This is a genomic window from Thiobacillus sp., assembly GCF_013693775.1.
Classification (GTDB): domain Bacteria; phylum Pseudomonadota; class Gammaproteobacteria; order Burkholderiales; family Thiobacillaceae; genus Thiobacillus.
This window is the reverse complement of record NZ_CP059257.1, coordinates 3,488,660-3,503,142: the sequence shown is the minus strand read 5'-3', so window position 1 is coordinate 3,503,142 and position 14,483 is coordinate 3,488,660. Positions and strand designations below refer to the sequence as shown.

14 protein-coding genes and 1 pseudogene are annotated in these 14,483 nt (G+C 61.8%); 7 read left to right on the top strand and 8 right to left on the bottom strand.

Annotation, left to right across the window (positions count from 1 at the left end; genetic code table 11):
• Nucleotides 1-51: 51 nt before the first annotated feature.
• The 7 genes and pseudogenes from murJ (at nucleotide 52) to HZY77_RS17965 (ending at nucleotide 7,792) form a co-directional block, all read left to right on the top strand.
• Nucleotides 52-1,590 (top strand): murein biosynthesis integral membrane protein MurJ, encoded by a 1,539-nt coding sequence (murJ, locus tag HZY77_RS17365; RefSeq protein WP_296817525.1) that lies wholly within the window; start codon nucleotides 52-54, stop codon nucleotides 1,588-1,590.
• Nucleotides 1,591-1,665: 75 nt separating this feature from the next.
• Nucleotides 1,666-2,595: pseudogene (locus HZY77_RS17360) on the top strand (bifunctional riboflavin kinase/FAD synthetase).
• Nucleotides 2,588-5,374, top strand: coding sequence for an isoleucine--tRNA ligase (gene ileS / locus HZY77_RS17355; RefSeq protein ID WP_296817523.1), 2,787 nt, complete (start codon nucleotides 2,588-2,590; stop codon nucleotides 5,372-5,374). The pseudogene HZY77_RS17360 and the gene ileS overlap by 8 nt, the downstream one beginning before the upstream one ends.
• Before the next feature lie 16 nt (nucleotides 5,375-5,390).
• Entirely contained in the window at nucleotides 5,391-5,864 is a 474-nt protein-coding gene (gene lspA / locus HZY77_RS17350) for a signal peptidase II (protein ID WP_296820951.1), read from the top strand.
• Nucleotides 5,861-6,298: an FKBP-type peptidyl-prolyl cis-trans isomerase gene (locus HZY77_RS17345; protein ID WP_296817521.1), complete on the top strand. Its 438-nt coding sequence runs from the start codon at nucleotides 5,861-5,863 to the stop codon at nucleotides 6,296-6,298. Before lspA ends, HZY77_RS17345 begins: the two co-directional genes overlap by 4 nt.
• A 14-nt stretch (nucleotides 6,299-6,312) precedes the next feature.
• Nucleotides 6,313-7,239 (top strand): 4-hydroxy-3-methylbut-2-enyl diphosphate reductase, encoded by a 927-nt coding sequence (gene ispH, locus HZY77_RS17340; RefSeq protein WP_296817519.1) that lies wholly within the window; start codon nucleotides 6,313-6,315, stop codon nucleotides 7,237-7,239.
• A gap of 7 nt (nucleotides 7,240-7,246) precedes the next feature.
• Nucleotides 7,247-7,792, top strand: a complete 546-nt coding sequence (locus HZY77_RS17965) for a PEP-CTERM sorting domain-containing protein (protein ID WP_363154033.1) — start codon at nucleotides 7,247-7,249, stop codon at nucleotides 7,790-7,792.
• Here the strand turns inward: HZY77_RS17965 and HZY77_RS17335 are convergent.
• The 8 genes from HZY77_RS17335 to HZY77_RS17300 all read right to left on the bottom strand — a co-directional run bounded on the left by HZY77_RS17335 (nucleotide 7,686) and on the right by HZY77_RS17300 (nucleotide 14,473).
• The gene (locus tag HZY77_RS17335; RefSeq protein WP_296817517.1) at nucleotides 7,686-8,105 is read right to left on the bottom strand and encodes a type IV pilin protein; all 420 of its coding nucleotides are present in this window, start codon (nucleotides 8,103-8,105) and stop codon (nucleotides 7,686-7,688) included. The genes HZY77_RS17965 and HZY77_RS17335 overlap by 107 nt on opposite strands.
• 17 nt (nucleotides 8,106-8,122) lie before the next feature.
• Nucleotides 8,123-8,467, bottom strand: coding sequence for a hypothetical protein (locus HZY77_RS17330; protein WP_296817515.1), 345 nt, complete (start codon nucleotides 8,465-8,467; stop codon nucleotides 8,123-8,125).
• A gap of 9 nt (nucleotides 8,468-8,476) precedes the next feature.
• Entirely contained in the window at nucleotides 8,477-11,917 is a 3,441-nt protein-coding gene (locus HZY77_RS17325) for a PilC/PilY family type IV pilus protein (RefSeq protein WP_296817513.1), read from the bottom strand.
• A gap of 21 nt (nucleotides 11,918-11,938) precedes the next feature.
• Nucleotides 11,939-12,241, bottom strand: a complete 303-nt coding sequence (locus HZY77_RS17320) for a pilus assembly protein (RefSeq protein WP_296817511.1) — start codon at nucleotides 12,239-12,241, stop codon at nucleotides 11,939-11,941.
• Nucleotides 12,242-12,282: 41 nt separating this feature from the next.
• Nucleotides 12,283-12,498, bottom strand: a complete 216-nt coding sequence (locus tag HZY77_RS17315; RefSeq protein WP_296817508.1) for a PilX N-terminal domain-containing pilus assembly protein — start codon at nucleotides 12,496-12,498, stop codon at nucleotides 12,283-12,285.
• Nucleotides 12,499-12,501: 3 nt separating this feature from the next.
• Nucleotides 12,502-13,500, bottom strand: a complete 999-nt coding sequence (locus tag HZY77_RS17310) for a PilW family protein (RefSeq protein WP_296817507.1) — start codon at nucleotides 13,498-13,500, stop codon at nucleotides 12,502-12,504.
• On the bottom strand, nucleotides 13,497-13,952 hold the full coding sequence (gene pilV, locus HZY77_RS17305) for a type IV pilus modification protein PilV (RefSeq protein ID WP_296817505.1): 456 nt from the start codon (nucleotides 13,950-13,952) through the stop codon (nucleotides 13,497-13,499). The genes HZY77_RS17310 and pilV overlap by 4 nt, the downstream gene beginning before the upstream one ends.
• An 8-nt stretch (nucleotides 13,953-13,960) precedes the next feature.
• Nucleotides 13,961-14,473: a GspH/FimT family pseudopilin gene (locus tag HZY77_RS17300; protein WP_296817503.1), complete on the bottom strand. Its 513-nt coding sequence runs from the start codon at nucleotides 14,471-14,473 to the stop codon at nucleotides 13,961-13,963.
• Between the last annotated feature and the right edge of the window lie 10 nt (nucleotides 14,474-14,483).

Sequence of the window (14,483 nt, the reverse complement as noted above, 5' to 3'; positions counted from 1 at the left end):
TTGCGGCGCAGCCACGCGACCCGCACAATGCGCGCAAAACCCGGTCCATCCATGAACCTACTCAAAGCCCTCGCTGCGGTCAGCAGCATGACCCTGCTCTCGCGCATTCTGGGATTCGTGCGCGACACCATCATCGCCCGCGTATTCGGCGCCGGGATGCTGACAGACGCCTTCTTCGTCGCCTTCAAGATCCCCAACCTGCTGCGGCGGCTGTTTGCCGAAGGCGCATTCTCGCAGGCCTTCGTCCCCATCCTCGCCGAATACAAGGCCCGCAAGGGCCATGACGCGACGCATACGCTGGTCAATCAGGTCGGCACTGCGTTGACGCTGACACTGGTCATAGTCGCCCTGCTGGGTATTGTGGGCGCACCGTGGGTGGCTTATGTCAGCGCGCCGGGATTTCGTGCCGACCCGGAAAAATTCGCCCTCACCGTCACGCTGCTGCGCATCACTTTCCCCTACATCGTGTTCATTTCGCTGGTAGCGCTGGCGGCTGGCGTGCTCAACACCTACAGCAAGTTTTCTGTACCGGCGTTCGCACCGGTCCTCCTGAACGTGGCCATGATCGGCGCAGCGCTGTGGCTGGCGCCCTATTTCGACCCGCCGGTGCTGGCACTGGGCTGGNGGGTGGCGCTGGGCGGCGTGCTGCAGCTTGCATGGATGCTGCCGCACATGATGAGAATCGGCATGCTGCCGCGCCCCACGCGGCACATCAACGACCCCGGCGTGCACCGCATCCTGCAGCTGATGGCGCCCGCCACGCTGGGCGTATCGGTGGCGCAGATCAGCCTCCTGATCAACACCATTTTTGCGTCGTTCCTCGCCACCGGCAGCGTGTCCTGGCTGTATTACGCCGACCGCCTGATGGAGTTCCCCACCGGCATGCTGNGGGTCGCGCTGGGCACCATCCTGCTGCCCAGCCTGGCCAAGCACTACGCCGACGATTCGCCGGCCGAATATTCCAGGCTGCTCGACTGGGGCCTGCGGCTCACCCTGCTGCTCGCGCTGCCCTCCGCGGCCGCGCTGGCGGTGCTGGCGGTGCCGCTCATCACCACGCTGTTTCGCTACGGCGCGTTCGACGCACACGACGTCGCCATGACCCAGCAGGCACTGGTGGCCTACAGCCTCGGCCTGGTCGGGCTGATTCTGGTCAAGGTGCTGGCGCCCGGCTTTTACGCGCGGCAGAACATCCGCACGCCGGTCAAGGTTGCCATCACGACGCTCATCGCCACCCAGTTGATGAACCTCGCTTTCATCGGGCCGCTGGGCCACGCCGGGCTGGCGCTGTCGATCGGCCTGGCGGCCTGCCTCAATGCCGGCATGCTGCTGCACCTGCTGAAAAAGCAGCATATCTATCAGCCGCAACCGGGCTGGACCGCCTACTTCCTGCGCGTGCTGCTGGCGGTGTCGCTGATGGCCGCCCTGCTCTACTTCGCCATGGGCGAGACGCAATGGTGGCTGACCGCCCGCTCCTACGAACGACTGGCACGACTGGCGCTGCTGGTAGGCGGCGGCATCGCGCTGTATTTTGCGGCGCTCGGGCTGATGGGCTTCCGTCCGCGGCAGTTCGTCCGGCGCGCCGCGGAATAACAGCGCTTCCTGGCCGCCAGCGGCCTGCAAAGGCCTGAATCGGCTAGAATAAGTCCTTTCGGCGTCCCGCCCGCAATGCGCATCACCCACGGTTTTCGTCCACTCGGCACGTCCCACGCGGTCACCATCGGCAACTTCGACGGCCTGCACCTCGGGCACCAGGCCATGCTTGCCCGTCTACAGGACGTGGCGCGGACGCGCGGCCTGCCGACCTGCGTACTGAGCTTCGAGCCGCATCCGCGCGAATTTTTGCGCCCGACCAGGCCCCTGCACGCCTGTCCAGCCTGCGCGAGAAGGCCGAGCACCTGCAACGGCTGGGCATCGACCGGCTGCACGTATTCCGGTTCGACCGCGCCTTCTCGGCCCTGACGGCCGACGCCTTCATCGAACGGGTGCTGGGGCGGACGCTGCAGGCGCAATACGTGCTGGTCGGCGACGATTTCCGCTATGGCGCCAAACGCGCGGGGATTTTGCCTTGCTTCAATCCGCGGGCCAGTCGCTCGGTTTCGACGCCGAATTCCTGCCCACGGTCGAAGTGGCGGGGAACGCGCCTCGTCCACGGCGGTGCGCAGTGCGCTGGCCGCCGGCGAACTCGATCATGCCGCACGCCTGCTCGGCCGGCCCTACAGCATCTCCGGACGCGTGGTGCACGGCGACAAGCTCGGGCGCGACATTGGCTTTCCCACCGCAAACATCCAGCTCAAGCACAACCGGCCGCCGCTCATGGGGATCTTCGCGGTCGAACTCTGCGGCCTCAACGGCGCCCCGCTGCCCGGCGTGGCCAGCCTGGGCAAGCGCCCTACCGTCAAGGGCGCGGACGCCGTACCCGTGCTCGAAGTGCACCTGTTCGATTTCAACGCCGACATTTACGCTCGCCGTGTGCGCGTGGAGTTTCTCCACAAGCTGCGCGACGAAGCAAAATACCCCGACCTCGACAGCCTCGTCGCGCAAATCCGCCGCGACGTCGACAACGCCAAACAATTCATGAAGCAACGTCATGCCTGACTACAAGAGCACGCTCAACCTGCCCGACACGCCCTTCCCGATGCGCGGCGACCTCGCCAAGCGCGAGCCCGGCTGGGTCAAGAGCTGGCAGGAAAAGAAACGCTACGAGGCAATCCGCCAGGCCGCGGCCGGCCGGCCGAAATTCATCCTGCACGACGGCCCGCCCTACGCCAATGGCGACATCCACATCGGCCACGCGGTCAACAAGATACTCAAGGACATCATCGTCAAGGCGAAGACGCTGTCCGGCTTCGACGCGCCTTACGTGCCAGGCTGGGACTGCCACGGGCTGCCGATCGAACTGCAGGTCGAGAAGACCCACGGCAAGGACATCNCCCCGTCACAGTTCCGCGAACTGTGCCGCGCCTACGCCGCCGAACAGATCGAACGGCAGAAGGCCGACTTCATCCGCCTCGGCGTGATCGGCGACTGGGCGAATCCTTATCGCACGATGGATTTCCAGTTCGAGGCCGAGCAGTTGCGCGTGCTGGGACAGATCCAGCAGGCCGGTTATCTCTATCAGGGCGCCAAGCCGGTGCACTGGTGCGTCGACTGCGGCTCGGCGCTGGCCGAGGCCGAAGTCGAATACGAGGACAAGACCTCGCCCGCGATCGACGTCGGCTTCGCCGTGGCCGACCACGCCGACCTCGCGCGCCGCTTCGATATTGCGGCGATCGACGGACCGATCCAGATCATCATCTGGACCACCACGCCGTGGACGCTGCCGGCCAACCAGGCGGTGGCGCTACATCCCGATTTCCAGTACGCGCTGGTGCGCACGGCCAAGGGCCTGCTGATCCTCGCCGAGAGCCTGCGTGAAGCGGCGCTGGCTCGCTACGGCCTGACGGAAGGCGCCGAGGTCATCGCCCACACCACCGGCCAGATGCTGGAAGGCGTGCTGCTGTGGCATCCGTTCCAGGAACGCCAGGTACCGGTCATCGTGGGCGAGCACGTCACGGCCGACGCCGGTACCGGCGCCGTGCACACCGCCCCCGGCCACGGCCTAGACGACTACGTGGTGGGCAGCCGCTACGGCCTCAAGGTCGACAATCCGGTGGGCGACGACGGCCGCTTCTATGCCAGCGTGCCGCTGGTCGGCGGCATGAGCATCTGGCAGGCCAACCCGCTCATCGTCGAAACGCTGGAAGCCAGCGGCAACCTGCTGGCCCACGAAAAGCTGCTGCACAGCTATCCGCACTGCTGGCGCCACAAGACGCCGATCATCTTCCGCGCCACCCGCCAGTGGTTCATCGGCATGGACGCCAGTGAGCGGGGAGCGGAGAGCGGGGAGCGGAAAACCCTGCGCGAGCAGGCGATGGCTGCGGTCGATGCGACCCAATTCTTCCCGGCCTGGGGCCGCGCGCGGCTGGAGGCGATGATCAGGAACCGACCCGACTGGTGCGTCTCGCGCCAGCGCAACTGGGGCGTGCCGATGCCCTTCTTCACCCACAAGGAAACCGGCGAACTGCATCCGCGCACCGTGGAACTGCTGGAGATCGTGGCGCAGCGCGTCGAAACTGTCGGCATCGAAGCCTGGTTCGCACTCGACCCCGCCGAGCTGCTGGGTGAGGACGCCGCCCACTACGACAAGACCGGTCACACGCTCGACGTCTGGTTCGATTCCGGCGTCACCCACGCCTGCGTGCTGAAGCGCCGCCCCGAGCTCGCGCATCCGGCCGACCTCTATCTGGAAGGCTCGGACCAGCACCGCGGCTGGTTCCAGTCGTCGCTCCTCACCGGCTGCGCCACCGACGGCCGCGCGCCCTACGACGCGCTGCTCACCCACGGCTTCGTGGTGGACGGCAAGGGCCACAAGATGAGCAAGTCGAAGGGCAACGTGGTATCGCCGCAGAAGGTGATGGACCAGTACGGCGCCGACATCCTGCGGCTGTGGGTGGCGACGACCGACTATTCCGGCGAGCTCACGATCTCGGACGAAATCCTCAAGCGCGTGGTGGAGGGCTACCGTCGCATCCGCAACACACTGAAGTTCCTGCTCGCCAACCTGTCCGACTTCGACCCCAGGGCGCACGCGCTGCCGGTCGAAGACTGGCTGGAAATCGACCGCTACGCGCTGGCGGTGACGCGCCAGCTGCAGGACGAACTGCAGGCGCACTACGATACCTACGAGTTCCACTTCATCGTGCAGAAACTGCAGAGCTTCTGCTCCGAGGATCTCGGCGGCTTCTACCTCGACATCCTCAAGGACCGGCTCTATACCAGCGGTGCCGACAGCCGCGCGCGTCGTGCGGCACAGAACGCGCTGTACCACCTGACGCACGCGCTGACCCGCTGGATGGCACCGATCCTGTCGTTTACCGGCGAGGAAGTATGGACGCAGCTAGCAGGCGAGAACAACTCCGTCTTCCTCCATACCTGGCACGACCTGCCGGCCCAGACCAATGAAGCGGATCTGCTCGATCGCTGGAACCGCATCCGCGCCGTGCGTGCCGAGGCGCAGAAGGAACTGGAAACCGTGCGCGTCGCAGGCGGCATCGGTTCCTCGCTGCAGGCCGAGGTCACGCTGCATGCCAGCCCCGCCACCCAGGCCCTGCTGACACCCCTGGGCGACGACCTGCGCTTCGTGCTGATCACTTCGCAGGCGCGCGTCGTCGCAGCCGAGGCCGACCGCGTGGACGTCGCGCCGAGCGCGGCGNAAAAATGCGAGCGCTGCTGGCATTACCGCGACGACGTCGACGCTGACGCCGGTCACCCTGGCCTGTGCGGCCGTTGCGTCGCCAATCTGAGCGGCAAAGGCGAGGTACGTAACCATGCTTGATCTGCTGAATCCGGCCATGCGCAAATGGCTGGGAGTCGCACTGGCAGTGATCGTGCTCGACCACCTGACGAAGTTCTGGATATCGTCAGTGCTCGGTTATCAGGAAGCCATCCCGGTGCTGCCGTTCTTTTCGCTGGTGCTGGTGCACAACACCGGCGCGGCATTCAGCTTCCTCGCTGACGCAGGCGGCTGGCAGCGCTGGTTCTTCATTACGGTGGGCATCGTCGCGACCGTGGTCATCGTGCGCCTGCTGAAACGCCATGCCCATGACTCGCGTCTGGGGCTCGCACTCGCGCTGGTGCTGGGCGGCGCGCTCGGCAACGTCATCGACCGCGTAGCGCTCGGCCATGTGGTGGATTTCCTGTATTTCCATTACAAGGGCTTCGCCTGGCCGGCTTTCAACGTCGCGGATTCCGCCATCACCGTCGGCGCCGCCCTGCTGATCTGGGACAGCCTGCGCGGTAAGCACGTCTCGGCAAGCAAACAATGAGTGCACGTACGGTTGCCGCCGGCGACACCCTCGAACTCCGCTATGCGCTGCGTCCGCGCGGTGGCGACGACATCATCTCCAACTTCGAGGACACCGAAGCGGAAACCGTCACGCTTGGCGACGGCACACTGGCGCCAATGCTGGAGCAATGGCTGATCGATCTCGTTCCCGGTGAGCGTCATGTCTTTCTGCTCGACCCCTGGCAGGCGTTCGGCGCCAGCCAGCCCGAACTGATCCAGACGATGCCTAGAACCGATCTGCCGCCTGACATGGAATTCGCGGTCGACCAACTGGTCGAATTCGCCATGCCCAACGGCCAGACGCTGGCCGGCCGCATCCTGGAAATCGGCGATGACGTGATGAAGGTCGATTTCAACCACCCGCTCGCCGATCTGTCCATCGAATTCGAAGTCGAGATCGTCCGCATCCTGTGACCCTGGAACCTCCCATGACGCCCACCATTCTTCTCGCCAATCCACGCGGCTTCTGTGCCGGCGTCGATCGCGCCATCGCCATCGTCGAACGTGCGCTGGAAAAATTCGGCGCGCCGATCTATGTGCGCCACGAAGTCGTCCACAACACCTTCGTCGTCAACGACCTCAAGGCCAAGGGCGCGATCTTCGTCGAGGAGCTGTCCGAAGTCCCTGCCGGCGCCACCGTCATCTTCAGCGCGCATGGCGTATCGCAGGCCGTGCGCACTGAAGCCGAGGCGCGTGGCCTCAACGTGTTCGACGCGACCTGCCCGCTGGTCACCAAAGTCCACGTCGAAGTCAGCAAGATGCGCGACAAGGGATACGAAATCGTGATGATCGGCCACAAGGGCCATCCCGAAGTCGAGGGCACGCTGGGGCAGTCGGACGGCGGCATGTACCTGGTCGAAACGCCGGAGGATGTCGACGCCCTGGAGGTCAACGATCCCGACAAGCTCGCCTATGTCACTCAGACCACCCTGTCGGTTGATGATGCCGCGCGCGTGGTCGATGCGCTGCGCGTGCGCTTCCCTCACATCACTGGTCCGAAGAAGGATGACATCTGCTACGCCACGCAGAACCGGCAGGATGCGGTCAAGGCGCTGGCGCCGCAGTGCGACGTGGTGATCGTGGTGGGGTCACCAACCAGCTCCAACTCCAACCGGCTGCGGGAAGTGGCAGAAAACCTGNGGGTGCCCGCCTACATGGTCGATAACGCCAGCGAGATCGATCCGCAGTGGGTGGCCTGCAAACAGCACATCGGCGTGACGGCCGGCGCCTCGGCGCCGGAAGTCCTGGTGCAGGACGTCATTGCCCTTCTGACCCGGTCCGGGGCAGGACAGGTCACGCACCTGAAGGGCGCAGAAGAAAATGTGGGGTTTCCCTTGCCGAAGGGCTTGAACTGACCCAAGCATGTATGTGCCGGCTGGCACGATTTGTCGACTTTTTTACATCCTGGCCCGCACGGATTACACAGCCCGCATGACAACGACACAGTCGATTGTTATTCAAGGAATTTTCAGGGAAACCTCAATCAGGCCTGAAACCTGCTTAATGAAGGCAAGCCTGAGGGAATCGAGCCGATTCGCATCATGGCTGTCTCTCAATAAACGTCTATTTCAACCTGGAGCACGAACCATCATGCGCAAACTATTAGCAGGTCTCATTCTTGCCACGACGGCAGTCCCCGCTTTTGCCATCGCAGTCGCACCCTCACCCATCCCGGAACCCGGCGCCCTCTGGCTTTTGGGAATCGGCGCCGCAGCTGGGCTTTTGGTCAGGGCCAAAAATCGCAACAACAAAAGAAGTAATCGGCGTCCTTCACGCCTTGCAGGCGCCGGGTCGGGACAAGTCAGCTCTTCCAGCAGTCCGCCAGGCTGCCTGTTCCAGATTCGGTCCGGCTGCCTGCCTGATCCATCGTCAGCGTACCGCACAACGGATCGGCAAACGTCCCGGTAGGCGCGGCCTGTATGGTATAGGTCGTCGTACCCACATTCGTGGACGTGATGTTGTAGGCGGCGGTTCCGCTTTTGGGCGATTGAGTCGCGGGCAGCGCTGCGCCGGCATACGTGCCATTGGTCGTGAAATAGCGCTCCATGAACTGTGCGTCTTCCGACATGATTGCCTGCGCGTCGGCACGTTTACTGCGTCGCACATAATCCTGGTAACTTGGGTAGGCAATAGCGGCCAGGATGCCGACGATGGCCACCACGACCATCAACTCGATCAAGGTGAACCCGGGTTGGGATTTGCAATTATGGCCAAGTTTCATCACGTCACGCTCCCGGGTCATCGTCTCTGCACACGCATCGATGTCAACAAGGCCGGCTGGTGCGCGCCTTGCGACACGGTTTGGAACTGGATTGTGTCGCCGCTGCGCAGATCGCTGATCGTGCTCCGCTTTCCATTCACCATGACCACGGTCGTCAGCGGGCTGTACGCATAGGTCACCCCGTCGATCACGAGTTTGCTGCCACTGGCATAAACCGCCTCAAGCTTGCCGCTTTGCTGCACTTGAGTCCGTGTGTCCGTCGCCATGTTTCCAGGGCCGGGCGTATCGACCCGGGTCATGGCATAGGCCTGACCAGTAGAAAAAACGACCGACATAAGCACCATCATGGACCTCAGTTTCATCATCGCCCCTTATTGGAAAATCTGACGCCAGCTCGAACGATCCTGTATGGAAGGCAGGCGGTTCAGTTCGTTTTCAAGCGAAGTATTGGTCGTCGTGTTTTTCTTGCTCATGCTGGTCCACTTGTTCATCGACCCACCGCCCGGGCCACCCGGATTCTTCTGCATGCGTACGGCACTGGGAATCGACGACTTCTTGACTCCCGACGGATACGATATCGTGGTACCAAGATTATCGGCCGTGCTCACCACGCCATCCCCGTTCACATCAAAAGTAGGCCCGCCCAACGCCGCGCCTCCCACTGAATCCAGCTCCATCAGCCATCCATCGCCACCGCCCGAACACGTCGAGGCATTGGGGATCAGGGTAGTAAACAGGATGCGATTGTCATACAACGCGGGGTCGCTCACCACCCGCTCGCCCGATGCGGGGAGATCCATATACCAGCCGCGCATCGTGCCGCCCGATACAAGCCCGTCCCAGGCCACGGTGTTATTGCTCGTCGTACGGTAAGTATTGCCGGACACGGTTGTCGTGGTGGTAATCGTTTGCGGCTGCAATACGCTTCGCCCGGATATGGTGGAGGGCGACAAGGCCTTGTCCCATATGGAATAGAACGTCTGGGTGGCCGTTGTGGAAATATCGCCGTTTTCGAGATACTTGCCCGTCCCGAAATACAACTGGTAACCGTCTCCGCTGAAATGGCGCGTCACCTCGACTGCGCTGGTAATCGGCTGCCGGTTGTTGCTGGAATCCATGGCAGTAAACAGGGGCTGGGGCGAACTCGACGTGCCGAAGGCCACCCCNCAGCCAGTTGCATTGGAAGCACATACACCCTGGTTGTTCGCATTGCACAAGTCGAATTTCCACATATTGCCCTGCAAATCGCCGGCATAGGCGTAATCCACCTTGCCATCGGCATCGGCGTCGACGAGCGTCGGCGTGGCCAACGCATTGGGCGTCGCGACCGATCCGACCTTGGTGGAAATTTTCTTGATCAGCGTCCCGGTTCCGATGTCCACGATATACAGGTAAGCGTAGCCCGTCGTACTGGCGCTGCCATCCGCCTCGCTATTGTTGTAGCCATTGCTGAACACCGCGGCCCACTGTCCCGTGTTGAGCTTCACGATGCTCGGCTGGCCATAGACATAACCCAGATCGGCATCGTTGTATTCCCATTTCACGATCGAACTGGCATTGGCCTCGCTGAAGTTGTTGGGATTGGTCACGTCCAGCGCATACAGTCCCTGCCCTCCGGCTCCCAGGCTGGCGACGAGCGTGGTGTGCCAGGCACTCGAGTAAAACGTATCGACCACTGTCGGCGAGCCGTCAACATAGTAGCGATGGATATAGTTGGGTGACGTCAACTGGGCTAGATTGGGGTAAACCTGGCTCGGCACGTAGGCCAGTTTCTCCTGCCCCGTTGCCGCATCGAAAGCATGCAGCATCCCGTCGTTGGCGCCTACATAAATCATGGGCGTGCGACTGGAATAGGTGGAACGAAACGCGTAGTAGCTTGCAGCCTCAAGGTTATCCGGGTAGTTGAACGCGGGCGGCCCCACATAAGCCGGCGCCGAATTGACCACGTCGCCTAGCACGCTGATCAGGCGCGGACGGAAGCCGTTAATGCCGGTTTGCCCGCGCAGGTAGTTCAACCGGTTCACCCCGGTATCGCTCGGATTGGTGCCGTTGAGGCTGGGATTGGACGTCAACGCGGTCACCTGGCTGGCATCCAGCTCGCCAGCAGTTGGACTGGCCGGGTTGGCGGGCCAGCGGAAGGGAATGCCGCTCGAGGTGCTAGGCTTATAGGTGAGGATATTCCGGCCGGTGCCATAGTTCTGGCCGTTGAGTATCGTACCCGCCTGCCACGCCACCGTGGTGATCGCGCCCGAGGTGGAGTTGGTGTTGTAAGCGATCATGTCGCCCGACCAGTCCGACGAGTTGAACTGCCCCTGGTAGATCTTTCCGCCTGCCACGACCGATCCGGACGTCATCGCCACGGCGGCAGCCGCCCCNGATTGCGCAATGATGCTACTGAAAATGGTGCTGAATGTTGAATTTAGGGTGGTCAGGTTATTGGCGTACGATGCCGAGATCGTCCCGCCGGCCACCGCCATTTGATCAAGTGGGTTGGGTGGATTGGCAATGAAGTAATTGTTGGTGAACTCGGGCAAGGCAAACCCGATGACGTAGGTTTTGACAGGTCGCGTGCCACTATTCAAGTTGGTCACTGCGGTCACTGCATTCGTCACCTCGGACGCCGAGTAGGGTTGGCCGGGTTGATAGGTAACAGCCCCACCCGTGGCGGTGACGCTGGGAAGGCCGTTCGTCAGGAACACCACGAAATCCTTGTTGCACGAATTAGGAGGCGCGGACTGCGCTCCGCCTTGAGCCGTCCCGAAATTCGTCGTGGCACCGTTGAAGTAATCCTTGGCGGTCATGAACGTTCCCGTGATGGGGGTCAGACCTGCGTTGATCAGNGGTGCATTGGCATTATTCCAGGTATTGCCGCCCGAAATACTGGTCGGGTTATCGTTCCAGGTACCTGAAGTGAGGGTAGGCACGACTTCAGTCGCCAGCTTGAGGTTGAGTTTTGCGGCCTGCGTCGTGTCCAGATTCGCGATCGGGACATGCAGATAGCCCTTGCCGGGGCTGCCATTGGAAAACCAGGTGGGACCGGCATCGGTCGATGCCAGCCTTTGGCCAAAGTCATCGATCGCCTGCGCATAGTCGCTGTCGGTCGGGGAAAAAGTATAAGGGCCGGCAGTTGCTCCATATCCTGCTCCCGAAACACCCGGTGCCGCATCAGATATGCCCGTCTTGGTGCTACTACACTTATAACCGCTTGTATGATCCCCAGGAAAAGTGATGTGGCTGGTCGAGCCCGTGGTGGAGGAATAACAGAAGGTGCTGCCTGCCGGGGTTCCCGAGTAATAAGGCAGATTGACGTTGTAATAAATGCAGTCAACCTTGGTGCCGCCCGCTGTCGTACACGCCCCCGCAGCGTTTGGGCTGGTGGGATTCGGAATCTTGTATTTNTTGTGAGTTGCGCTGTCTCGTGCCCCCGTCCACGCCGGGTCATAGTTGGCTGGGTCATAGCTGGCATCGTAAGGACTTTGATTCAGCCAATTATGCGCCACGTTACTTTGCTGATATGCCATCAACCCCATGTTGATCTGGCCGGTGTAGTTCGTCACCAGGCTGCGGGCTGCCGTGCGGGCAATCTCCGATTTGCTGGTCGGATCGGCGCTCCCCACGGCCAGGCCGGTCGGGTCTTCGTCCATGGCGTTGGAGTTGCTGAAGATCAGCAGCACGTTGGCCTTGCTTCCCGATGTAACGAACAGGGGCACCTGGCTCAGGCTCAGCAGTGCGCCGCTCGACATGCCGTAGTAACCCACAGAAAAAGCGGCCATGAGCGCCAGAGATACAGGTTTGCGGTTGAAGATCATCATGAAAATGCTCCCTGCGGCGCGTCAATAGAGTACGGTGGCTTGCACCGTGGCCTGGGTTTGTCCGGTAATGCCCCAGCCACGTGCGGTAATGCGGAATGGAAGCAGTTGGGCTCCCGATGTGTTGCCTTTCCCTATCGACGCGCTGGATCCGAATGCCGGAACATTGTTCGGAATCAACTCGATGATGTAACGAGGCTGCACGGGAAGGTTGGTCGCGTCGAACTTAAGCGGCGCGCCGGTATAGGCTTTGGTTTTGTTCGATGTCCATTGATTGTTGCTGGTGATCGATGTCCATACCGGCGTGACCGGATCGTTCAGGCACAAACCATTCGAGCATCCGGCTACAAAGGCAGAGGGAGTGGTGGTCAGTGGGGGAGGAGTTTCATGGCGTCACGTATGCCCGCCTCGGCCGCCTCGAAGGCGGCATCTTGGTCACGCGCATTGCCCGCCATGCGCTCTTCGAGCGACGTGGACTTGATGGCCGACAGGGAAATCAGGGTCAGCACGACAAGAAAAATCAGCCCGGTAATCAGCGCCGCGCCGTTTTGGGAAGAAGGGGTCGGGGTAGGCATGATGTTCATCGCTCACATGGCCGGCAGACGGTTACGCACGCCCACGGTGGCCGAATACACTTGATAAAGCCTGCGGTCATTCGCATTAGTGGCAACGTTATTGAACGTATAAGGCTGTGCAGACGTTGAAAGGTTGTTGTCGGGACTGCGCATCAGCAGGCTCACCGTCACGCTCACAACTTGGGCCCAGTTTCCGGGCGTTTTGGTGTAGCTATCGACAGCGCCATCGGGCGTAGGAAGGGTGGTATCCAGTCCATAACTGAATTGCATGTCCTGCACGTTCTCGACCAGTTCTTCGGCGTTGCCACTCAAGCCCACCCGGTAGAGGGCCGGGTTGCCCGCGGGGTTGGTCCCGATGAAATACGAATATTGGTTCATCCGCATGACGAAGGCGTCGGATCCATAGACGCCGATCCGGTTGCCGGTATTGCTGGCGTTCGAATGGGCGATCGTAACCTTCGTGCCAGCGTTCGCCACGTTGGTTGCCTTGACCACATCGGCGTTCACACAATTGGTGATCACCAGCACGTCGCCTGCCTGGAAGCCATCCGGATTGCCATTGATCTGCACATTGGCATTCTGGGGTGCCAGATTGCCTGTCAGGTTGACGCCGTTGCTGAATGCGCCCATGACCGACAAGACATCTGTGTTTGCTACCCGTGTAATCGCGGTAGGATTGACCCAACCCACGCCACCGTCGTAGCCGATCAGGGCATTGGCTGGGGTCATCGGTGGAACGGGCGCATTGGCGATGGTGTTCACTCGTACCGAGGCCATGTTTCCGCATCCGACATACCCGGCCATGCGGATGTCGCGACTCATCGCATCCAGGGCATAACGCGCGTTTTCCTGCATGCGCGACAAATTGTCGGTGGTGCGAAATGCGCCGCGGCTGCCGATAAAAATGTAGCCGATCCCGCCTAGCAGCACCAGGCCCAGGGTCATGGCAATCATCAACTCGACCAGGCCGAATCCCGACTGCGCACGCGGTGATATCAACATCGGTTTCATAATTGCGTTTCCATCTTGAAGGTTTTGACCGCCTGGTTTGCCGAGCTTCCGCTATCAACGAGGCCACGGCTGTCGTCCCACTGAATCAGGACGGTTGCCACCTTCGTGTTCACATCAACCGCGATCGATCCGTTGCCTGAGGGAAGCGCGCAAGCAAGCTGGTTTTTCCACGCCGCGATGTCCTGCACAGGGACTGTGCCGGTAGGCACTGCTGCCGAGCAGTTGGCCGCTGTTCCCATCGCCGTGGCGTAGGCACCGGTGACCGCGCTTGCACGATTGGCGCGCATCCTGTCGACGATGTCGTAAGCCATCCAGGTGGCCTGGGTGCGGTGGCTGGCGCTCAGATTGTTGCGCATGCTGGAAGTCGTCAACCCGGCCAGCCCGAGCAGGCCAATGGCCAGCACCAGCATGGCAACCAATATTTCAAGCAGGGTGAATCCCGACTGTTTCATGGGCGTCCTCATGGGCAGGCGACGGGTGAAACCCGCGTGCGTCCGGTTCGTTCGATCTGGATGGCCCGCCCTTTTATTCCAGTTGGAGCGGGAGCGGGCGGACAGAGTGTGAGCGTGGTGGACGCAGCGGTGGCCGCAGTGGGTATGGTCGTGCGGCCATCCGAGGTGAAGGTAATCGTGTTGGCCACATCCGCGCCGGGCGTCAACGTGCTGGAGCCGCCCAACGCCTGTTGTACTCGGATCGGGTTGCCGGCCGCGTCCGCGACGATCCATCCTTGCGTCCAACTGACGGCACCGGGACATACGGTGCCGCTACACACCATCACGTTCGCTGCGCGCTTGACCGCCTCGCTGCGGGCCATATTGAGTGCGGTGATCAGGTCGTTCGCCTGCGACGCCATACGGTTGTTCATCACAAATAGCTGAAAATTCGGGATCGCAATGCCCAGCAGAATGCCCGCCACCGCCAGTGTGACCACCAGTTCGATCAGAGTAAACCCGCGCTTNTTAGCGTCAATCATGGTCTGTTCA

Bases quoted from the DNA above. Each gene is read 5' to 3' on its own strand.
- lspA (WP_296820951.1), top strand. From the start codon at position 5,391: ATGCGCAAATGGCTGGGAGTCGCACTGGCAGTGATCGTGCTCGACCAC.
- HZY77_RS17965 (WP_363154033.1), top strand. From the start codon at position 7,247: ATGTATGTGCCGGCTGGCACGATTTGTCGACTTTTTTACATCCTGGCC.
- HZY77_RS17315 (WP_296817508.1), bottom strand. From the start codon at position 12,498: ATGAACATCATGCCTACCCCGACCCCTTCTTCCCAAAACGGCGCGGCG.
- pilV (WP_296817505.1), bottom strand. From the start codon at position 13,952: ATGAAACAGTCGGGATTCACCCTGCTTGAAATATTGGTTGCCATGCTG.
- HZY77_RS17310 (WP_296817507.1), bottom strand. From the start codon at position 13,500: ATGAAACCGATGTTGATATCACCGCGTGCGCAGTCGGGATTCGGCCTG.
- HZY77_RS17345 (WP_296817521.1), top strand. From the start codon at position 5,861: ATGAGTGCACGTACGGTTGCCGCCGGCGACACCCTCGAACTCCGCTAT.
- HZY77_RS17335 (WP_296817517.1), bottom strand. From the start codon at position 8,105: ATGAAACTTGGCCATAATTGCAAATCCCAACCCGGGTTCACCTTGATC.
- HZY77_RS17330 (WP_296817515.1), bottom strand. From the start codon at position 8,467: ATGAAACTGAGGTCCATGATGGTGCTTATGTCGGTCGTTTTTTCTACT.